The sequence below is a fragment of the Paenibacillus alkaliterrae genome (genome assembly GCF_021532375.1).
GTDB lineage: Bacteria > Bacillota > Bacilli > Paenibacillales > Paenibacillaceae > Pristimantibacillus > Pristimantibacillus alkaliterrae.
In genome coordinates this window covers 93,752-113,650 of the sequence record NZ_JAKGAP010000002.1, presented here as the reverse complement: position 1 = coordinate 113,650, position 19,899 = coordinate 93,752, and the positions used below count along the sequence as shown (strand labels likewise).

The 19,899-nt window shown below is 53.1% G+C and carries 20 protein-coding genes; 4 read left to right on the top strand and 16 right to left on the bottom strand.

The genetic code is table 11. The features are described from left to right. Position 1: 1 nt before the first annotated feature. A complete protein-coding gene (locus L1N85_RS00620; RefSeq protein WP_235233641.1) occupies positions 2-1,633 on the bottom strand; it encodes a spore germination protein in 1,632 nt (543 codons plus the stop codon). A gap of 283 nt (positions 1,634-1,916) precedes the next feature. Here L1N85_RS00620 and L1N85_RS00615 point away from each other — a divergent pair, with 283 nt between their 5' ends. Then, positions 1,917-3,182 carry a DNA polymerase IV gene (locus tag L1N85_RS00615; RefSeq protein WP_235233640.1) on the top strand — a complete coding sequence of 422 codons (1,266 nt, stop codon included), beginning with the start codon at positions 1,917-1,919 and terminating at the stop codon, positions 3,180-3,182. Then, on the top strand, positions 3,179-3,505 hold the full coding sequence (locus L1N85_RS00610) for a YolD-like family protein (protein WP_235233639.1): 327 nt from the start codon (positions 3,179-3,181) through the stop codon (positions 3,503-3,505). Before L1N85_RS00615 ends, L1N85_RS00610 begins: the two co-directional genes overlap by 4 nt. Before the next feature lie 30 nt (positions 3,506-3,535). On the opposite strand, the gene L1N85_RS00605 is transcribed toward L1N85_RS00610, so the two are convergent. After that, positions 3,536-4,849 (bottom strand): DUF2515 domain-containing protein, encoded by a 1,314-nt coding sequence (locus L1N85_RS00605; protein ID WP_235233637.1) that lies wholly within the window; start codon positions 4,847-4,849, stop codon positions 3,536-3,538. Between the two features lie 138 nt (positions 4,850-4,987). On the opposite strand from L1N85_RS00605, the gene L1N85_RS00600 reads away from it, so the two are divergent. After that, positions 4,988-5,155 (top strand): hypothetical protein, encoded by a 168-nt coding sequence (locus L1N85_RS00600; RefSeq protein WP_235233635.1) that lies wholly within the window; start codon positions 4,988-4,990, stop codon positions 5,153-5,155. 31 nt (positions 5,156-5,186) lie between these two features. Here the strand turns inward: L1N85_RS00600 and L1N85_RS00595 are convergent, their stop codons facing one another. From L1N85_RS00595 to L1N85_RS00575, 5 genes are all read right to left on the bottom strand, one after another. Then, the gene (locus L1N85_RS00595) at positions 5,187-5,474 is read right to left on the bottom strand and encodes a stage VI sporulation protein F (protein WP_235233633.1); all 288 of its coding nucleotides are present in this window, start codon (positions 5,472-5,474) and stop codon (positions 5,187-5,189) included. A 75-nt stretch (positions 5,475-5,549) separates the two neighbouring features. Then, entirely contained in the window at positions 5,550-7,601 is a 2,052-nt protein-coding gene (recG, locus tag L1N85_RS00590; RefSeq protein ID WP_235234319.1) for an ATP-dependent DNA helicase RecG, read from the bottom strand. Positions 7,602-7,609: 8 nt separating this feature from the next. Further along, positions 7,610-8,464 (bottom strand): DegV family protein, encoded by an 855-nt coding sequence (locus L1N85_RS00585; protein ID WP_235234317.1) that lies wholly within the window; start codon positions 8,462-8,464, stop codon positions 7,610-7,612. Positions 8,465-8,496: 32 nt separating this feature from the next. Further along, complete coding sequence (locus L1N85_RS00580) at positions 8,497-10,230, bottom strand: DAK2 domain-containing protein (protein WP_235234315.1); 1,734 nt, start codon at positions 10,228-10,230, stop codon at positions 8,497-8,499. A gap of 58 nt (positions 10,231-10,288) precedes the next feature. Beyond that, positions 10,289-10,648 (bottom strand): Asp23/Gls24 family envelope stress response protein, encoded by a 360-nt coding sequence (locus tag L1N85_RS00575; RefSeq protein WP_235233631.1) that lies wholly within the window; start codon positions 10,646-10,648, stop codon positions 10,289-10,291. Positions 10,649-11,053: 405 nt separating this feature from the next. On the opposite strand from L1N85_RS00575, the gene rpmB reads away from it, so the two are divergent. Further along, positions 11,054-11,242, top strand: coding sequence for a 50S ribosomal protein L28 (gene rpmB / locus L1N85_RS00570; protein ID WP_028611113.1), 189 nt, complete (start codon positions 11,054-11,056; stop codon positions 11,240-11,242). A gap of 95 nt (positions 11,243-11,337) precedes the next feature. Here rpmB and spoVM read toward each other — a convergent pair whose 3' ends face one another. The 9 genes from spoVM to fmt form a co-directional block, all read right to left on the bottom strand. Next, positions 11,338-11,418: a stage V sporulation protein SpoVM gene (spoVM, locus tag L1N85_RS00565; protein ID WP_010345573.1), complete on the bottom strand. Its 81-nt coding sequence runs from the start codon at positions 11,416-11,418 to the stop codon at positions 11,338-11,340. A gap of 124 nt (positions 11,419-11,542) precedes the next feature. After that, positions 11,543-11,815 carry a hypothetical protein gene (locus L1N85_RS00560; protein WP_235233630.1) on the bottom strand — a complete coding sequence of 91 codons (273 nt, stop codon included), beginning with the start codon at positions 11,813-11,815 and terminating at the stop codon, positions 11,543-11,545. A 12-nt stretch (positions 11,816-11,827) separates the two neighbouring features. Then, positions 11,828-12,472, bottom strand: a complete 645-nt coding sequence (gene rpe / locus L1N85_RS00555) for a ribulose-phosphate 3-epimerase (RefSeq protein WP_235233626.1) — start codon at positions 12,470-12,472, stop codon at positions 11,828-11,830. Between the two features lie 5 nt (positions 12,473-12,477). Next, positions 12,478-13,443 (bottom strand): ribosome small subunit-dependent GTPase A, encoded by a 966-nt coding sequence (gene rsgA, locus L1N85_RS00550; RefSeq protein WP_235233618.1) that lies wholly within the window; start codon positions 13,441-13,443, stop codon positions 12,478-12,480. Continuing rightward, positions 13,409-15,505, bottom strand: coding sequence for a Stk1 family PASTA domain-containing Ser/Thr kinase (pknB, locus tag L1N85_RS00545; RefSeq protein WP_235233615.1), 2,097 nt, complete (start codon positions 15,503-15,505; stop codon positions 13,409-13,411). The genes rsgA and pknB overlap by 35 nt, the downstream gene beginning before the upstream one ends. A gap of 5 nt (positions 15,506-15,510) precedes the next feature. Continuing rightward, positions 15,511-16,272, bottom strand: a complete 762-nt coding sequence (locus tag L1N85_RS00540) for a Stp1/IreP family PP2C-type Ser/Thr phosphatase (RefSeq protein ID WP_235233610.1) — start codon at positions 16,270-16,272, stop codon at positions 15,511-15,513. Between the two features lie 7 nt (positions 16,273-16,279). Continuing rightward, complete coding sequence (gene rlmN, locus L1N85_RS00535) at positions 16,280-17,326, bottom strand: 23S rRNA (adenine(2503)-C(2))-methyltransferase RlmN (RefSeq protein ID WP_235233604.1); 1,047 nt, start codon at positions 17,324-17,326, stop codon at positions 16,280-16,282. Positions 17,327-17,425: 99 nt separating this feature from the next. Then, positions 17,426-18,946, bottom strand: a complete 1,521-nt coding sequence (gene rsmB / locus L1N85_RS00530) for a 16S rRNA (cytosine(967)-C(5))-methyltransferase RsmB (RefSeq protein ID WP_235233596.1) — start codon at positions 18,944-18,946, stop codon at positions 17,426-17,428. Then, positions 18,943-19,899 carry a methionyl-tRNA formyltransferase gene (fmt, locus tag L1N85_RS00525; RefSeq protein ID WP_235233595.1) on the bottom strand — a complete coding sequence of 319 codons (957 nt, stop codon included), beginning with the start codon at positions 19,897-19,899 and terminating at the stop codon, positions 18,943-18,945. The genes rsmB and fmt overlap by 4 nt, the downstream gene beginning before the upstream one ends.

Genomic DNA, 19,899 nt, shown 5'->3' with positions numbered 1-19,899 from the left:
GTTAACCCTCCTTCTCTTTTTCATTCGTTGATGGGGTCTGTGCAGAATCGGAACCGTTTCGAGCTTCCCCCGCTGTCACATCACCCACTTTAACTTTGTCGACCGGATTCAGGAACGAAGGCCTGTTTTTCATCCAGCTTAAAGGTCCTCGTATGATCAAATCCTTCATACCTTGAAAGTTCCCGGGTACAAGCGGACTTAAGTACGGCACTCCAAACGATTTGAGCGATAAGAGATGGTTCGCGATAAGGATTAAACCAATCATAACGCCGTAAAGGCCAAAGGTACCCGCCATCATAATAAGCGGAAATCTAAGAAGGCGCAAAGCCAGCGCCGCGTTATAGGCCGGCGTTGCGAATGATCCGATTGTCGTTAAGGCGATGATGACGACGGTGATGGGGCTGGCGAAGCCTGCAGCCACGGCCGCTTGTCCGACAACAAGCACACCGACGATGGAGAGGGCTCCCCCGACCTGCTGGGGCAGCCGGATCGTCGCTTCCCGCAATACTTCCATGGATACTTCTATGATGAGCACTTCTATGACCGCAGGGAAAGGGACGCCTGCTCGTCCCCCGGCTACAGCAACCGCAAACTCGGTCGGAATCAACTCGGGATTAAAGGAGATGATCGAGACATATAACGATGGGAAAATCAATGAGAACATCAAAGCCACGAGTCTGGCCAATCGGACCGCGCTCATCATCAGAAATCGTTCCGTATAATCTTCCACCGTCTGATAAAATTGGTTAAATACCGTCGGAACGACCAATGCGAGCGGAGAACCGTCAACCAGAATGGCAACTCTGCCCTCCAATAAATTGGCAACGATTTTATCGGGGCGTTCCGTGTACTGCACCTGAGGAAACGGCGACAGATGATTATCCTCGATAAACTGCTCCAAATAGCCTGAATCCAGCACCGCATCGATATCAATCTTAGCCAGTCGGGTATTCACTTCCTTAACAAGCTCGGGATTCGTAATGCCTTCCATATAACAAATGGCAACCTTCGATTTGGTTCGGCGACCGATTTCCATTGATTCAATGCGAAGGTCCGACGATGGTAACCGATATCGAAGCAGTCCTATATTGGTTCCTAACATTTCGATGAAGCCTTCACGCGGCCCTCGAATGACCTGCTCGGTTGCAGGCTGATCAATGCCTCGCTTATCAATAGTACGAGTTGCGATGATTAACGCCTCTTTGATTCCTTCAATCGCTACGACTGTATCTCCGCGTAATATTCCCTCAACCAGAGTGGACAGCTGACTCTCCATTTTGGCCTCGCTGTGATAAAGGGTATCGTTAAGCAATACCTCTTCCAACTGCTGGATTTCTAGATTTTTCCCTTCCAAATGCGGAGGGATGTACATGAGCGGCTTTAATATGTCCGTGTTAACTACCGTTTGATTAATCATATTGGAGAAATAATACATAACCGCCTGATACTTGCCAAACACATGGAACCGGCGCACCGTAAGATCCATATTTGCGCCCAATAAATCATTGATGAACGCAATGGTATCCTCAAGATTGCCGCTGATTTGATCGTGCTCATGGGCAGCTAACTTCTGGCTTGGAGCAGCGGCCTTCGTTTTTTTATTTGATTTTTTAAACCCTTTCATAAATGGCATTTCATCACCGCCCTAATGCTGCTATTTGCTTATTTCTTTCATAATGACAGAAATATTATATAAGGTATCTTTTACGTTCTTCTGAAAATTTATCCATCGGCTCATGGAAAAATACGCTTCTTCGAACCGCATAAGCCGGGCTTTCAACCCCTGTAAATAATAACCACAAAAAACCTGTAGAATAAGAACGAGCGTTCTGTATATAATAAGAACAAACGTTCTCGCCTGGAGGGAAGCATCATGACATTGGAAAAATGGCTCGGCTTGATCGGTTGTGTCGTCTATGTCTCTTGACAGAGTCGTCATGCTTGCCGATTGCCAATCGTTTTACGCATCAGTGGAGAAGGCGGAGCATCCCGAATATCGGGATTTGCCGGTTGTCGTGGCGGGTGATCCGGAGCGGAGATCCGGCATTATTCTTGCCGCTTGCCCCATCGCCAAGTCGTTCGGGGTAACGACTGCGGAGCGCCTCGGAGATTCGCTGGCCAAATGCCCGAACCTCGTCATCATTAGACCGCGTATGCAGCTGTATATCGACATTTCGATGATCATTACTTGCATTTATCAATCGTATACCGACCTCGTCGAGCCTTATTCGATCGATGAGCAATTTCTCGACGTCACGGGCTCGCTGCATTTATACGGATCCCCGGAGGAGCTCGCACGCATCATTCAGGCACGAATTCAAGAGGAGCTTGGGATATACACCCGCTTCGGCATTTCCGAGAACAAAGCTTTGGCGAAGACGGCCTGCGACAACTACGCCAAGAAAAACGATTCAGGCGTGTTTGTCCTGCCGAAGGATAAGCTTCATGAGACGCTGTGGACATTGCCCATCGCCAACATGTTCATGGTCGGCAGCCGCATGACGCGCCATTTTAACGCCATGGGCATGGAGACGATCGGCAAGCTGGCCGAAACGCCGCTGGAGAAGCTGAAGCTGATGATGCGGCGCAAATTCGGCAAAAATTCCGATATTAACGCTGAGCTGTACTGGCGTATGGCGAACGGGATCGATGACAGCCCCGTCACCCCCGGCACCCACGAGGTGGCGCCGCAGTCGGTCGGGCATATGATGACGCTGCCGCGTGATTATGGGAAGCTTGAGGAAATAAAGGTTGTGCTGCTCGAGCTGACCGAGCTCGTCTGCCAGCGCTGCCGCGGGAAAGGGTATATGGGCCATGTCGTTTCCGTCGGCTGCATGGGAGCCGACTATGACCGGCCGACCGGCTTCAGCCGCCAAATGAAGATGGACGATCCGACCAACGTGACGAATCAGGTTTATCGCGCGGCCGTTGAGCTGTTGCGGCGGCACTGGGACGGCTGCCCGGTGAGGAAGGTTGGCGTCAGCCTCTCGCAATTTTCGGCTGATGATGAATATCAGCTTTCGTTGTTCGATCCGCATCGCGAGAAGACGATGGCGCTTGAGAGGGCGACGGATGCGATTAAGCGGAAGTACGGTGATGCTATTATTTTAAGAGCGGTTTCGATTACCCCTGCCGGGCAGGCCGGGCACCGCTCCGAGAAAATTGGAGGACATTACAAATGAGAAAGAAGCTGGAAGGAAACGGACTTTGGGAATCGAGCCGCATGATGCTGCCCGAGCACAAGGTCGCCATTAATGAGCATGAGGCGGCACTCCGGCTGCGGCAGCGCGTCGAGCTTGACGAGCAGGAGTGGGAGCATGTCGTACGCTCCGTGACCGAGTCGTTGCGGCTGCGGCAGCAAATTACGCTGCGGCTGTTCCATCCGGTCGAGGAGCTGACCGTCATCGGCATCGTGGACCGCGTCGATCAGCTGAATGGCCGTTTTATGGTCGACGGGGAATGGTTCGCCATCCATGATATCGTGGGGGCTATTGCGGATGAGTAAGTGTTCTCCGTAATTCGGCGATATCCCGCTTCATTCCGGATCCTGACCGCCCCGCTGCATCGCAAGCACCGCCAGCTCGATCTTATTGAGCATAAGCCCGTATTCATTCGTAATTTCAAACCTATGCGGCAGCGGCAGCTTCTGGAAATAAGGCACTGCATCGGCCGTCGAACGAAACCAATCGCCGTGCCCGGGCGTCTCCAGCGGCCGGTCGCTCCACGCCGCGCAAAGCTCCGGGCTGTAGATCGGCTCCGCGCCGGGCTTCAGGCTACCGCCGAGCAGCCGCTCTGCATAGATGCCCCCGGGCGGCTGATGACGCACCTTCGCGAACAGATGCGGCGCGTAGTCGGCACGCGAGCCCGTATGCTTAATCGCACCCGCGAAGCTCCGTGCGCCCTCATAAACGCGCGGAATGCCGAACAACATCGCATACAGCCGCTTTCCGAATTCGATACGCTCCTTCAAATGCTCGAACCGCTCCAAGATGAGTCCCGAAAGCCGCAGCGCCGCTGCACCGTCGCCCCTTTCTGTTTCTTGCCCGCTCCCGTAGGGGAAAACCACGCCGTTAAGCTGCAGCAGCGACTGCAAACCAAAAAACAAGGTATGGAGCACCTTATCGCGAAAATACGGCTGCTGCACGACTCTCCGCTCGATATAATGCTGCTCATTAACAATGAGGGCAATCGTTAGCGGCACGGGATCCCGTTCACGCCAAAATTGCTTCCATGCCGGCAGCATGAACCTCGAAACGCCGAACGCGGGCAGCAGATGGAATAAGCTCCGCCCTTCCCGCAGGCTCCATTCGCAGAGCCTTAGCTGGGGATAAGCGTCTTGGAAAATAAACGCGTTCGCCTGCTCCAGAAATCGGAATAAGGCCTCCCTCTTCTCGGAACTAAGGAGAAGCGGAAGCCACTCTCCCTGCAAATCCGTCATGTTCCAGCCGCCGTTACGCGATACCATATGCGCAAGCAGCGACCAATGCAGCTCCGGCGTGCGAAAATAAACCGAGCGATAAGCTTCGGTTCGCGTTACGTTATTCCGGTTGCAGGCCGCGGTTTCCGCTCGAATGCGGGCAATGAGAGCGAGCTCTTCCGCGGTAAAGGCGGCGGATACCTGGCAATCAGCGGCAGAACCGCCGAGCTTTGTCCATGCAGCCGTAAGCTTCGCTACCGCAGCTTGCGAGAGCTGCAGCGGTACCGCCTCTGCAACCATCGAGTGCGAAGCGCTCATTGCCCCCCATTTCCCTGCCGCATAGTCGAACGCCACGCCTGGCAGCGCAAGCAGCTGCCCCAGCCAATAGCCGATTGACCGGCGATGCATTCGAACCCCATCCTTGTCGTCCATCGTCAGCGCTCCTTGTTCAGACGTCATCGTTATCTGTCATACCTGTATTAACCAGTATCCTCCACGGAGCGGTTGGCCATACCATATAAGCAGCATATGCGCTTCTCGAATTGGCGTTGTATAATAAGGACAATCTGGTTGGATCGTTCATTAACGGATGCAGAACAGTTGACACCACTCCTGCGTCCGTACGATGCGGACGAGCTCGAGGCTTATGCCGTATCCTGCTCTGTAGGCAGTGTGCGTAACGACGACGCCTCTCTCATCGAGCCGTTTGAGGCAGGTGAGCAGCTGGAGCTATGGTAGCCGTACAAAAAAAATCGCCGACCTGTTACGGTCAGCGAAACATCCCCCACAGCTTCAGCAAATGAAACGTGTTGTTGGGATCGATTTTTTGTCCCATTACGAAGGCGACGATTTGATCTTCCTGCGTATCTGTAAGCTGCTCCTGCAAAATAACGGCTGCCGATTTCACAAGCTTCCTGACCTTCGGCCGGTCCTGCAAATCAACCTTCGTCACGTTTCCCAGAAGCTCCCTAATCCGATCCTTCGTAACAGGGTTTTTTAATTTAAATTTGACACGCTCGACGAGCTGCGGCCGTATGCCGTACTTTTGGTAACTCACCGCCTTGACACCTCCATCCGGCAATCCAATCCATTCACATCTTTAAACTATATGCCGAATGCCGGTAAATCTTGCCTAGTCCAGTTGTTCCCCTTGAAAAAATGGATCTTTCTGCAGCACCTGCCGCACTTTTGCAAATACCTCACTCGTCCAGAAATCATCCCTCGCGGTCAAATCAGCCGCATCCTCGCGGGCTTGCTCCAGCACCTCATAATCGGCGACCATATCCGCAAGCCGGAACTCCGGCAGCCCGCTCTGCTTCGTACCGAAGAAATCGCCCGGTCCGCGTATCTCGAGATCGCGCCTCGATACTTCGAAGCCATCATCCGTATCCGTCATGACCTTCATTCGTTCGCGCCCGGTTTCCGACTTCGGATCGGCCACCAAAATACAATGCGACTGATGCTCGCCGCGGCCTACCCGGCCGCGCAGCTGATGAAGCTGTGACAGCCCGAACCGTTCCGCATCCATAATGATCATGAGCGTGGCATTCGGCACGTCGACGCCAACCTCTACGACAGTAGTCGCGACAAGCACCTGGGTTTCATTAACCCCAAAGGCGCTCATGACCGAGTCCTTTTCGGAGGCGGTTAGCCGGCCATGCAGCAAGCCGACGCGAAGATCGGGAAAGGATTGCTGCGTTTGCACATAGAGATCAATGGCATTTTGGACATCAAGCTTCTCGGATTCCTCAATAAGCGGACAAATGATGTACGTCTGCCGCCCCTTGCTGACCTCCTTGCGAATAAAGCCAAGCACGCGCTCCATCATGCTATGCTTCACCCAATAGGTTTTAATCGGCTTACGTCCAATCGGCCGTTCCTTGATCGTCGAGACGTCCATATCGCCGAAAGCGGTAATCGCCATCGTTCTCGGTATAGGGGTAGCCGTCATCGTGAGCACGTCGGGATTCATTCCTTTGCGGCGAAGCACGCTCCGCTGATTAACGCCGAAGCGATGCTGCTCATCAACAACAACAAGTCCTAAACTGCGGAAGAATACATCCTCCTGAATGAGCGCATGCGTCCCCACCGCGATATCGATCATCCCCATCTGAAGACCGGCAAGCACATCGCGCCGCTTACGCTCGGTCAGACTTCCGGTAAGCAGAGCGACCTCGATGCCCATATCCGCGAACAGCCTTTGCAGCGAACGCATATGCTGATCGGCCAATATTTCGGTCGGCACCATAAGCGCGCCCTGATGACCGGCTTTAACCGCTGCGTAAAGCGTAATGGCCGCGACTACCGTTTTACCCGATCCAACGTCGCCCTGCAGCAGCCGATTCATGCAAGAGGACCTTCGCATATCCGTCAAAATTTCATTAATGACCTTCTTCTGCGCGTCCGTCAGCTCGAAGGGCAAAGTGGCGGCGAACTGACGAATCGTTTCGCTTTCGATCCGATGAGCGATGCCGTCATTCCGCTTTCGATTGAGAGCGCGATACGCCTGGAGCTTCAATTGGAACAGGAACAGCTCCTCGTACACCAGCCGTCTGCGCGCGGCTTGTCCTTCCTTCGTATCATCCGGCAAATGAATGCGCTGGACAGCGTCTCGCCTTCCCATCAGCTCATGCCGCTGAACAAGCTCGTACGGAAGCATCTCTTCGATCATGACTCCATACTGCGTCATGGCTTGCCGAATCGTCTTGCGCATCCAGGCTTGCGTGATGCTCCCGCCAACCGAATAAACCGGTTGCAGCGTCCCGGTCTTCGCGGCCCCTCCGCTGCCCGGAAACTCTGAGTCCGACACCGTGATCTGGAGCCGCTGCTGCTCCCATTTGCCGGTTAGCATAATTTCACGGCCGGTTACAAGCTGATCCTGCAGAAATTGCCGATTGAACCATACGGCCGTCACTAGCCATTGCCCTACCTCTACCTTGCATGTCAGCCTGGACTTGGTGCGCCCGTAACGCTGCAGGACAGGCGCTCCCCGAACGTGGCCGAGCACCGTAACCTTCTCGCCTTCCTTCACGTCCGTAAGCTCGCGAATCCGATAATCCTCATACCGAAACGGAAAATAATCGATTAAATCAGCGACGGTTTGCACGCCAAAGGCGTGAAGCTCTTGTTCCTTAGGAGCGCTCACGCCTTTGATTTGCCGAACTGAAATTTGATCCAGCTTCATCATACGGATTACAACCTATGCATGAACACGGCTGACGTGCCTGGTCCGGTATGCGTGCCAATAACGGTTCCTACCGTCGTCCAATCCATCGCCTGTACATTGAACCGGCTCTTAATGAGCTCGCTTAGCTCCTCGGCGGTAGCATTGCGCTGCGTCCAAGCCATCGTAACGCTGACCGGCTCATTACCGAAAGTTTGCCCTAGCAGCTCGACAATGCGTGTCATCGCTTTTTTGGAACCCCGCACCTTATCTACCGCATGTACGATGCCGTCTTGATCCAGCGACAGGATCGGCTTAATGTTTAGAATAGATCCAATAAGCGCGGAAGCCTTGCCGATCCGGCCGCCCTTCTGCAAATATTCAAGTGAATCAACGAGAAAATAAAGCTGCGTATCACGCTGAAGCTGCTTGATCTCTTCGATGATCCTTTCCTTCGTTTCCCCCGCTTGCGCCATTTCGGCCGCTTTTACGACACGCATGCCAAACCCGTAGGAAGCTGACTGCGAATCTATGATCGTAATATCCGACTCTGCCTCAAGCATGGAATGCGCGATAACCGCCGATTGATAAGTGCCGCTGAGCGCCGCTGACAGATGGATCGAAATAATCGGCGAGTCGGCATCCTCTGCAAGCAAGCGCTCGTAAACCTCCGAAAACTCGAGCGGCGAAGGCTGCGAGGTGGTCGGAAGCACCGTTGACTGCGCAAGCTTCTCATAGAACCGCTCGTTATCAATCGTTACAGCGTCTAAATAGGTCTCCTCCCCGAAGATCACCTTAAGCGGCACCATCGAAATGCCTAACCGCTCTCTGATCTCTGCCGGAATGTCTGCCGTGCTATCTGTTACGATTCTGACCTTCCCCACCATCTATCCCCTCCAAATTTAAAACGAATCTGTTATTCCACTGCAAACACATATGGATATAGCGGTTGACCGCCTTTTTGCACTTCAAGCTCAAGCTGCGGATATTGCTCTGCGATCCACTCGCAAAGCGAAGCCGTCTCCGATGATTCAGCATCCTCGCCCGTCAGCACCGTCAGCAAATCGCCGCCGCCATCCAGCAGGCTTCCGATTAGCCCTTGACAAGCCTGAAGCAGGCTTGCATGGGAAACGACTATCGTTTTCTCCTTGATCCCGATAAAATCTCCTTCCCGGATGTCCACGCCTTCAATCGCTGTGTCGCGCACAGCTTTCGTCACTTGACCGGAGAGCACTTGCTCGGCCGCGCTTTTCATCCATGCCGCATTCCGCTCAGCAGACTCATCCTCCTTGAAAGCAAGTACCGCCGCCAATCCTTGCGGAATGGTGCGTGTCGGGATTACCGATACGTTACGCCCGCTCAGCTCGGCCGCCTGCTCGGCCGCCAATATGATATTGCCGTTATTCGGCAAGATATAGATATGTTCCGCTGATAACGCCTCGATCGCCTTAACAAAATCCTCCGTGCTCGGATTCATCGTTTGGCCGCCCGATAATACGGAGTCCACTTCGTTTTCCATGAAAATGTCCGCAATTCCTTCGCCCATGGCAACCGCGATAATGCCGAACGGAGCCCGCTCGAATACTTGTCCCGGCGGAGTGACAGGTACAGCCTGGCCGGCAAGCAACTCCGTGGAGGAATAATCCGCGCCGCTAACGTCAACCGCCTCGCGCTCGAGCAAATCACGATGCTGCTCACGCATATTAAGGATATGAATATCGGTCAATTCGCCGTACGGAAGCGACAAATTCAGGACGTCTCCAGGCTTGCGGGAGTGTACATGAACCTTAATCATATCATCCTCTGCAATAACCAATATAGAGTCGCCGTCTTTTTCAAGGGCACGATTGTAAGCGGATTCATCAAAATAGACCGCTGTCTTTCCGCTTAGCTTGCGATTAATAAAAAATTCCATATCGTATAAGAACTCGATCGCTTCCGTCGATAAGCGCGATTGTGCCGATTTCGGCTCTTGCGCTCGCGGAACAGGAGCAGCAGCAGGAACAGCCACCTCTTCCGGCGGAGCCGCTTCCGATGGCATCGAATATGAATCCTGATACCCGCTTCCGTCAAGCTCTAACAAACTCCGCACGAAACCCTCATAAATAAAGACGAGACCTTGTCCGCCCGAATCGACTACGCCGACCTGCTTAAGCACCGGCAATAAATCAGGCGTGCGCTGCAACGCTTCATGCGCCTTCTGATGGACCTCCCGCAACAGCTCGGCAACATCATTCGTTCTGCGCGAGTATTGCACCGCATGCTTGGCAGCTTCCTTGGCAACCGTAAGAATGGTTCCCTCTACCGGCTTCACAACGGCTTTGTAAGCCATGTCTACGCCGTGCTGAAGCGCGGCCGCTACCTGGGTGGCGCCAGCCTCCTCGAAACCCGCAAGCGATTTTGAAAAGCCTCGAAACAGCTGCGATAGAATAACGCCCGAGTTGCCCCTAGCTCCCATCAGCAGCCCTTTGGACAATGCTTCTGCTGCTTTGCCGATGCTTGCCGATGGCTTGCCGCGAAGCTCGCGGACACCGGAGGTCATCGTTAAATTCATGTTCGTTCCCGTGTCGCCATCCGGCACCGGGAACACATTCAACGCGTTCACGTACTCTGCGTTACGTTGTAAATAGTCCGCGCCGAGCAGTGCCATTGCAGCAAAATCAGATCCGTTTATAGAGCGCTTACCCAACGAAAATTCCCTCCCTGTGTTACTTCGATACCCTGACATCTTGCACAAATATATGAACTTCTTCCACTTGTAGACCGATTACGTCATTCAGCACATATTTTACCTTCGATTGAATGTTATGCGCTACCTCGGAAATTTTTGTTCCATAGCTCACGATGATGTAGAGGTCAATATGCAGCTTTTCATTTTCCCGTCTAACCTCTACGCCGCGGGTGAAATTTTCTCGTCCGAGCAACTCGGCAATTCCGTCCTTCAGCTGTTTACGAGAGGCCATTCCGACAAGTCCATAACAATCCATGGCTGCCGAGCCTGCAAGGGTGGCTATGCAATGGTCTGTGATATGGATGGAACCTAGTTCGGTGCTGAGCTGCAGAGGCATGGAAATTCACTCCCTTACTGTATGTATTATGGACTTTGTATCATTGTACTATAAACGGCTTCTTTATAGAAGTCCGTTCGTCAAATCCAGTCATTCCGCGGTATATCACGATTTCTCCTGCTTGAGAGACAGGCTCTAATGTATATTTAGGTGTATATTTAGGTTGAACAGTCCCGAGGTTTATGATACGATATTCGAGTGTGTTTAAATGTAATTTCGCTTGCGATTGAAGTTATCCTCACGCACAAGCGTAAACGGCTGACGCTGTCCATTGGCGGCTAAGCTTGTTTTGCGGTGAATTATAAGTCAATTTATAGCCGTGAAACTTGTAAATTCTTATAATTTAACGAAGCCGTTGTTTACGGAATCAGTTTTGCACCCGCAAAACTTAAAGGAGGTGTAGTCATGTCCCGCAAATGTTTTCTTACAGGTAAAGCACCTGGTACAGGTAACAACGTTTCCCACGCTAACAACAAAACACGTCGTTCTTGGGGCGTAAACGTGCAGAAGGTTCGCATTCTGGTTGACGGTAAGCCGAAACGTGTTTATGTCAGCGCTCGCGCACTGAAGTCCGGTAAAGTTACTCGCGTATAATGATGGCTGCGGCCATAGACAAAAGCACCTGAGCGCTCAGGTGCTTTTTTTCATGTTTACGATCGCGGCCGCGGGGGATCCGCCGGCTTTCGGATCTAATTTTTTTGAAAGGTATTCAAAATAGCCTTAACGAACCCGCCCAAAAATTTCGGCAGTTTTATCGTGTAAAATTTCATGCCTCATCCCTCCTCAGACACGCTCATCGAATTGATCCGTGACAAGAACCATCGCTCATGTAACCATCCTATGCTTCGTCAGTTCGTCCTATTCCATCGTGAGTCTGTCCGGAGGGGCCCATTATTAAACGGTTACGGGCAAAGAATTATCCCGCAAATAAATGACTGCGGCAATAATGACCGCGATAAGCAAATAAAAAACGATCGCTAGTACAAAGAAGGCAATTCTCATCCCCAACGTTTCAAATCTCCGAAAAAATCTTATCCCTATGTATAACGCCAGCAACGAAAACAAATACTTATAAATTTCCGTCAGCATGGAGAAAATCGCCAGCATCAAACCTGCAAGAAACGTGTAGCCGATAAGCCAGAGCGCCGTTTTGAACCGATCATTCATCGCGTGCCGCTCCTAACGCAGCGCAGCGATTGCCGCTGCACGGTCTCTCTCGGCGAACACGGCATTGCCTGCCACAAGCACATTAGCTCCTGCCTCGCGAATCATCGGAGCAGTCCTTGGGTTAACGCCGCCATCCACCTGGATGTCGACCGCGTTCAAACCCCTCTCATCCAGCATCGCACGAAGCTGACGCAATTTAACGAGCGAATAAGGAATGAAAGCTTGTCCCCCAAAGCCAGGGTTTACCGTCATAATAAGCACGAGATCCAAATACTGCAAAATAGGCTCCAAGGCGGTTACAGGCGTTGCGGGATTAATCGCCACACCGACCGGCAGTCCTCTTTCTTTAATGTCATGCACCGTCCTGTGCAAATGAACGCAAGCTTCGGCATGAACCGTAATCCGGTCCGCTCCCGCTGCAATATAGTCGGCAACCGACAGCTCCGGGCGTTCGATCATCAGATGAACGTCAAAGGGCAGCGAGGTAGCTGAACGTACAGCAGCAATAACGGGAGGGCCGAAGGTCAAATTCGGGACAAAATGTCCATCCATGACATCGACGTGAATCCAATCCGCTCCCGCCGCTTCAACAGCCCCGATCTCTTCGCCCAGACGCGCAAAATTCGCCGATAAAATAGAAGGTGCGATTATTGTCATAGTTGTTAGTACCTCCGTTTTTTCTCTTTCAATTCAGCCATGAACAGCACATAATTTTCATGCCTGCTTCGCTCAATTACGCCTGCCTCGAGCGCAGCAAGCACCGCACAGCCCGGCTCTTGCAAATGAGTACAGCCTCTAAATTTGCAATCCGGCGAAAGCTTTCTCATTTCAACAAAGCAATAGCCTAAATCCTCAATGCCCAGTTCCGTAAAATCCAGCTGGCTGAAGCCAGGCGTATCCGCCACAAGACCTCCGCCAATTTCGATTAGCTCTACATGTCTGGTCGTATGCTTCCCTCGTCCGAGTCTGTTGCTGATTGCATTCGTTTCAAGCTCAAGGCCTGGCACGATCGCATTAAGGAGCGATGATTTACCCACGCCCGACTGCCCGGCGAATACCGCCAGGTGCCCCTTAAGCCGCTCCTGCAATGCGTCGATGCCTTCGCCAAGGCGCGAGCTCGTACCAAAAACCTCATAACCAAGGGAACGGTAAATACGATTAACGGAGGCGGCCGCAGCTTGCGCCTCCTCCGTCTCCACACCGTCTTTTTCTAAATCCTGCTTACTCAGGCAAAGCACCGCGGGGATGCCCGCATGCTCGATATGAACGAGAAATTTATCGAGAAGCTGCAGGTTCAGCGCAGGCTCCGTTACAGAAAATACGAGAATCGCCAAATCGATATTAGCGACCGGCGGACGAATCAGCTCTGAGGAACGCGGCAATATCTCCTCAACGGTGCCCTCTCCATTCTCGGTTAAGCTGAACATAACCTCATCGCCAACGAGCGGAGATATACCTTTGTTCTTAAACACACCCCGAGCGCGGCACTGAACCATATCCGCGTTCGGGTCCGAATCCTCTGCCCGCACATAATAATAGCCGCTTAGCGCCTTCACGATCGTGCCTTTTAGCTGGATAGAGCTGCTGTCGGCATTAAGGCTGCTGCTCTTCTTCGTCTGTTTCCTCATCGGTTTCGTTAACCTCCGCTTGCGCCGGCTCCTCAGAAGGCGGCGGTTCTTCACCCGGGATCGTCAAGGTAGACGAATCGGTGCCCTGTGCAAGCTCCTCATACGAAATGGATTTCGTATCGATGAACTGATTGTCGCGATATACCGTAACTCTAGCTTCCGTGTCAGGTGCCAGAACGACCGTAACGGGGAATGTCTGCGTACTCGTAATTTGCCGTTTGTCCCACTCGATATCTTCACCGCGGGCATCGGAATATACAATTCGGATTTCGCTTGTTTTCCCTGCTTCCGCAGGTGATATTACGATATTGAATTGGTGCTCCTTCGCATCCTTAGGCGGTCCTGAGCTAACGCTTATCGAAATTTTCGACCCTTTAGCTGCTTGGTCCTTCGGCTCGTAAGGATGCTGGCTGATTACATAATCCTTCTGGTGCAGATAGCTTGGTTCATACAAAATGTCCGCATCCTTAAGCACCAGCTCGCTAGCCTTGATCAAATCCTTCGCCTCATCCAAGCTATTGCCGATCAGGTTCGGCATCGGAACGGTTTCACGACCCTTACTGACCATGAATGTAAACTCTGCCGATTCCGGATTAAATTGCTCCCCTGCATTTGGCGTTTGTTGAATGATGGTATCCGGCGCTTGCTCACTGAACACGGGGTCTACGACAATTTGCTCCTCCGTCACTCCCAGGGCACCGAGCTCATCGATCGCGGCCTGCAGCGATTTTCCGATGTAATTGCCCAGCTCTTCCAGCTCAGGTCCGTCGCTGACGGTAAGCTGAATGAGTGAGCCTTCCTTGACTCGCATGTTCATCTTCGTCTGGCTTATAACCTGATCGAGCGGAATTTCTTTGTTATGCTCGCGAATGACAGGATCCTCTACCTTAAGTCCAGCCGCCTCAATCATTTGCCTAGCTTCAGTCTCAGTCTTGCCAACCACGTACGGCACGTCCACCTCAGCTACGTCCAATCTGCCAAGAAGCCAAATAAAGCCCCAAATAATAAGCGCTAATATGAGAAGCGTAACGCCAACGACGGTAAGCGGCTTTTTCCAGCCCTTCGCTCTCTGCTGCTGCTGCTCCTCGTTATTATTCCACTGCACATTCGTATTCGATGTCGCAGCCATATCCTCGCGTTCCTTAACTGCTTCCGGTCGAATTTCGCCGCGAATGGCAGGCATAACGCGGGTTTCATCCATATCATTGACGCTTATGAACGATATTTTCGGTTCATTCAGCCGCTCGGGACGCAAACTGCCATCCAGGTCAAGCAGCATCTCATGCGCGGAGCTGTAGCGCTCATTGGGATTTTTGCGCATCGCTTTGAGAATAACGTTCTCCACGCTTTGCGGGATATGAGGATTTACGATCCGCGGCTCTTCGAACGTTTCCTGCAAATGCTTCAAAGCTACGCTGATTGGACTTTCGCCAAGAAACGGAAGCTTTGCCGTCAGCATTTGATAAAGCACGATACCGAGCGAATATAAGTCGGATTTCTCCCCGGCGTTAATACCTTTCGCATGCTCCGGAGAAAAATAATGCACCGAACCGATGACCGATCCGGTTTGCGTAATCGTGGACGAAGTGACTGCCCGCGCTATGCCGAAATCGGTTACTTTCACCCGTCCGTTTTTGCCTATTAATATATTATGAGGCTTGATGTCGCGATGAATAATATGATTTTGATGAGCATGATCAAGCGCATCCGCAATTTGTACGGCAATGCGCACCGCTTCATTCGCTTGCAGCGGCGCCCGCTCTTGTATGACTTCGTTTAAATTTTGGCCTTCAACGTATTCCATAACGATGTAATGCGTATCCTCTTCTTGACCCACATCATAGATGCTGACGACATTCGGATGAGACAGCGCAGCTGCCGATTGCGCCTCGCGGCGAAAACGGCGAATAAATTCCTCATCATGCACGAACTGCTGACGCAGCACCTTGACCGCTACATTTCGGTTTAGAAGCACGTCATGCGCTTTGTATACAAGCGCCATTCCGCCGCCGCCGATTCGCGTCAAAATTTCATAACGTCCGCCTAAATCATGTCCGATCATACCCGTCACCCCTCTCGATTCGTGCCAGCCGCTTCTTGCAGGATAACGACCGTAATATTGTCGTCCCCGCCAGCGTGCAGCGCAAGCTGAATGAGATGGTCAGCTTTGGCTTCCAGCTCCAGCTGCTCCGTCCTGACCGTTTGCAGCATTTCCTGCTCGCTCACCATATTTGACAAACCGTCGCTGCAGAGCAGCAGCACATCATGCGGGGACCACTCCACCGCTTGAACGTCGATTTCAACGTGAGAATCCGTCCCAACCGCGCGCGTAAGCACATTGCGTCTCGGATGATGAGCAGCCTCCTCCACGCTGAGCTGGCCGGATTTGACCAGCTCGTTCACGAGCGTGTGATCATTCGTTAATTGCGTTATGGCGCCTTCCGTAATCTTATAAGCACGGCTGTCGCCAACATGCCCGATAATGGCGTTGTCCCGCTTCACTAGCGCTGCTACAATCGTCGTTCCCATATTATGATAAAGCTCATTATGGGATGCCAATTCAAACACAGCTTCGTTAGCCTGCGTTATCGCTTGCCGAATAAGCATTTTTCCTTCCTGCACGGACAAATCCGACTTTGCGGCGCTTTGCTCCAGCATGCTGCGAAACGCATCTACCGCCTTTTGGCTTGCAACATCGCCGGCTTGATGACCGCCCATTCCATCGGCAACGATAGCGAGCGTTATCCCGTTACCCAGCTGGCCTACCCATGCCTGGTCTTCATTCACTTGACGAACCCGTCCGATATCACTGCGGTTTGCCGTTAACAATCCGTCATCACCTCGTCGTCGACTCCATATGTTTCGCTCTTAATTGACCGCAGGCTGCCGCAATGTCATGCCCTTGCTCCCTGCGGATTGTTACACTGACCTTATTGCGTTCAAGCACCCGCTGGAATTCGAAAATATCCTCGCGGGGCGTCCGAACATAGTTCCGTTCGGGAACGTGGTTAACCGGAATCAAGTTAACATGGCACAGCATGCCCTCCAGCACTTCCGCAAGCTCCTGCGCATGCTCCGGACGGTCATTCACTCCGCCGATGAGCGCATACTCAAACGTAATTCTGCGGCCGGTCTTCGCTATATAATGATGGCAGGCAGCCATAACGTCCTCGAATGGAAAGCGGCGGTTAACCGGCATCAGCTTGGAGCGAAGAGCATCGTTCGGCGCGTGAATCGACAGCGCCAAATTGATTTGCGTATTTTCATCTGCGAATTTATACATGCTCGGCACGATACCGCTAGTCGATACTGTAATATGGCGCTGACCAATGTTTAGGCCCTTCTCGTGAATCATGAGGCGAAGGAACGTCATCGTCGCGTCGTAGTTCTCGAACGGCTCTCCCGAACCCATGATAACGATGCTGGAGACGCGCTCGCCTGTCGCATCGAGCATTTGCTGAGCGGTCACGACCTGAGCCACAATCTCGCCCGCAGTCAGATTCCGCTTCAAGCCGCCGAGCGTCGAGGCGCAGAACGTACAGCCGATCCGGCAGCCAACCTGCGTCGTAACGCAGATACTGTTGCCGTAGTTGTGACGCATAATAACCGTCTCGATTGCATGCGCATCATGCAGTCCGAACAGAAACTTGACGGTTCCGTCTTTGGATTCGAATCTTGTAATTTCATTTAGCGTCAAAATCTGAAAGTGCTCGTCAAGCTTGTCGCGCAGCGCTTTCGACAGGTTGGACATATCTTCGAAGCTCTTAACACGCTTCACATATAACCAGTCAAACAGCTGTCCGCCGCGAAAAGCCGGCTCACCGTTGTCTTTCATCCATTGTTGAAGCTGTTCGAGCGTGAAGTCATATATACACGGTTTCATTTCATCACACCTGTACCTTATAGTAGGGCGATCACGCTATAAGCGTGCCGCCATCGATTTATTTTACCACAAACGCCCATGTCGAGCCATAAGCCTCCGCTATGGGCGCTTCAACATCCGCGCTATGAAGAAGCCGTCACTGTCAAAATGCTGCGGAAGCAGCTGCGCCTGACCTTCAAACGCATTGCCGATCGCGCCCGCTTCTCTTAGCTGCTCCACGATGTCTTCGGGCCAATTGGCATCCAATTGGAATTCAGGATGCTCCCGAAGAAAGCGGGCCACCTGCTCCTCGTTCTCTGCTCGTTCAATCGTACAAGTGCTGTAGACGAGCACCCCGCCGGGACGAACGAGCTCGCATACCGCATTCAACAACCGCTGCTGCAATGCTGCGATATCCGAAACGTCGCCAGCCGTTTTGGTCCACTTGATTTCCGGCTTTCGCTTAATGACTCCGAACCCCGAGCATGGAGCATCAAGAAGAACCGCATCGAGCGACCGCGGCTTAAAGCGCTCTCCAAGCTTCAAGGCATCCTCGGTGATCGCTTCCACGTTGCGAAGCTTCAGACGCTCTGTCTGCGAGACGATCAGGTCGCGCTTATGAGCGTGCAAATCATTGGCCCATACCTTGCCCTTGCCGCCCATAAGCTCAGCTAAATGCGTGCTCTTGCCGCCTGGAGCGGCGCAGCAATCCAGCACCTGCATGCCCGCCTTTGGAGCGACGACCTCGGCAACTAGCATCGAGCTCACGTCCTGCACCGTCCACAAACCTTCGCGGAAACCGTCCGTATCTGCAAGGTTTCCGCCTCTATCTACGATAATCCCTGCCGGAGCTATCGACGATGCCTCCGCGGAATAGCCCGCGGCCTGCAATTGTTCGATCAAAGCCTCGCGGCTGCTCCGCAGCGTGTTCGCCCGGATACTCGCATGAGGCTGCTCGTTGCCGGACGCGCAAATCGCCTCCGCAGTCTCCGCGCCATAAGCGGCTGCCCAGCGTTTGACCAGCCACTCCGGATAAGAATGTCTTAACGCGATTTGCATGATGGGATCCGCATGCTTTATTTCCGCCGCTTGCAGCTCCGAGCGGCCGCGGTCGATGCTGCGCAGCACACCGTTGATCATGCCCGAAATGCCGGCGTGCCCGCGCTTCTTGGCAATCGTTACAGCCTCATTCACCGCCGCATGCGCCGGGATGCGATCCAAATACAGCAGTTGATAGGCGCTCATGCGCAGCAGCTGGTGAACCCATGGCTCAAGCTTATGTAATCCTTTGGAGACGAAACGGGCGAGCCAATAGTCGAGAGTGGCTTGCCGCTGAATCGTGCCGTAAACGAGCTCGGTCACCAGTCCTGCGTCCGCCCGCTGCAATTGCGCCTCCTGCAGCGTACGGTTAAGCTGCAAATTGCTATAGGCGCCGGTTTGCGAAACCTTGACCAAGGTATCCATCGCCAGCTCGCGCGGCGATTTTAATTTCCGCTGCGCTTGCGCACCTTGCTGCCCGGCTATTGCCGTTCCGCTTCCGTTAGACGGACGGGTCAGGGGTCGCTTGGACTTGGATTTTCCGCTAGAGGAGTTTGTCATACCGCCCGCGCGGTTCGGCTTGCGAGTATTGCTTTCACTCATGCCGCACCCCCATCGCCAAGCCGGGTGCCCGCTTCAAGCCGAGCCCCCTTCAGCCAATCCGCTGCGCTCATCGTCCTCTTTCCGGCCGGCTGAATCTCCTTCAGCGCAAGCATGCCATCGCCAGTCTGTACGATAATGCCATTATTATCAGCCGCAATAACGGTTCCGGGTGCAGCAGCCGACGCGCTTTCCGCGCCATCCCTAACTACGGCGCAGGCCCATATTTTAAACACTTCACCGTATAAAAAAGTAAACGCGCCTGCCATTGGCGATAGTCCCCGCACCTGATTAAATAGGTGGCGAGCGGATTTGTTCCAATCGATTCGTTCATCCTCGCGCGTCAAATTAGGCGCATAGCTCGCCAGCTCATCCTGTTGCGGCTCCGCCTTCGCTTCACCCGCGATAATGGACGGCAGCGTTTTCCCCAGCAGCTCCGCGCCTGCAATGCTCAGTTTCTCGAACATCGTCCCCGACGTATCCTCATCGGTAATCGGGAGCTGGACGACACTGATCATGTCTCCCGTGTCCAGCCCTTCGGCCATGTACATGATCGTAACGCCTGTAGTGCTTTCGCCGTTGATGATCGAGCGCTGAATCGGCGCCCCGCCGCGGTATTTCGGCAGAAGAGAGCCATGCACATTGATGCAGCCAAGACGCGGCAGCTCAAGCACCGCCTTCGGCAGGATTTGGCCGTAAGCCGCGGTAACGATGAGGTCCGGCTTAAGCTCGGCAACGGCAGCGACCGCTTCCGTGCTCCTCATGCGCTCGGGCTGCAGCACAGGCAGTCCGAACGACAACGCCGCTTCCTTTACAGGCGGCGGCGTCAACGTTTTTTTGCGGCCCTTCGGCCGATCCGGCTGCGTTACGACAGCGACAACATTGTAGTTCTGCTCTAAAAGCAGTTTTAAAGCGGGAACCGCAAATTCCGGCGTTCCCATAAACACAATACGCAT

Coding starts and splice junctions, on each gene's coding strand:
- L1N85_RS00620 (WP_235233641.1), bottom strand. CDS start 1,633: ATGCCATTTATGAAAGGGTTTAAAAAATCAAATAAAAAAACGAAGGCC.
- L1N85_RS00615 (WP_235233640.1), top strand. CDS start 1,917: ATGTCTCTTGACAGAGTCGTCATGCTTGCCGATTGCCAATCGTTTTAC.
- L1N85_RS00610 (WP_235233639.1), top strand. CDS start 3,179: ATGAGAAAGAAGCTGGAAGGAAACGGACTTTGGGAATCGAGCCGCATG.
- L1N85_RS00605 (WP_235233637.1), bottom strand. CDS start 4,849: ATGGACGACAAGGATGGGGTTCGAATGCATCGCCGGTCAATCGGCTAT.
- recG (WP_235234319.1), bottom strand. CDS start 7,601: ATGAAGCTGGATCAAATTTCAGTTCGGCAAATCAAAGGCGTGAGCGCT.
- L1N85_RS00580 (WP_235234315.1), bottom strand. CDS start 10,230: ATGGCACTGCTCGGCGCGGACTATTTACAACGTAACGCAGAGTACGTG.
- L1N85_RS00575 (WP_235233631.1), bottom strand. CDS start 10,648: ATGCCTCTGCAGCTCAGCACCGAACTAGGTTCCATCCATATCACAGAC.
- rpmB (WP_028611113.1), top strand. CDS start 11,054: ATGTCCCGCAAATGTTTTCTTACAGGTAAAGCACCTGGTACAGGTAAC.
- spoVM (WP_010345573.1), bottom strand. CDS start 11,418: ATGAAATTTTACACGATAAAACTGCCGAAATTTTTGGGCGGGTTCGTT.
- L1N85_RS00560 (WP_235233630.1), bottom strand. CDS start 11,815: ATGAATGATCGGTTCAAAACGGCGCTCTGGCTTATCGGCTACACGTTT.
- rpe (WP_235233626.1), bottom strand. CDS start 12,472: ATGACAATAATCGCACCTTCTATTTTATCGGCGAATTTTGCGCGTCTG.
- rsgA (WP_235233618.1), bottom strand. CDS start 13,443: ATGAGGAAACAGACGAAGAAGAGCAGCAGCCTTAATGCCGACAGCAGC.
- pknB (WP_235233615.1), bottom strand. CDS start 15,505: ATGATCGGACATGATTTAGGCGGACGTTATGAAATTTTGACGCGAATC.
- rlmN (WP_235233604.1), bottom strand. CDS start 17,326: ATGAAACCGTGTATATATGACTTCACGCTCGAACAGCTTCAACAATGG.
- rsmB (WP_235233596.1), bottom strand. CDS start 18,946: ATGAGTGAAAGCAATACTCGCAAGCCGAACCGCGCGGGCGGTATGACA.
- fmt (WP_235233595.1), bottom strand. CDS start 19,899: ATGCGTATTGTGTTTATGGGAACGCCGGAATTTGCGGTTCCCGCTTTA.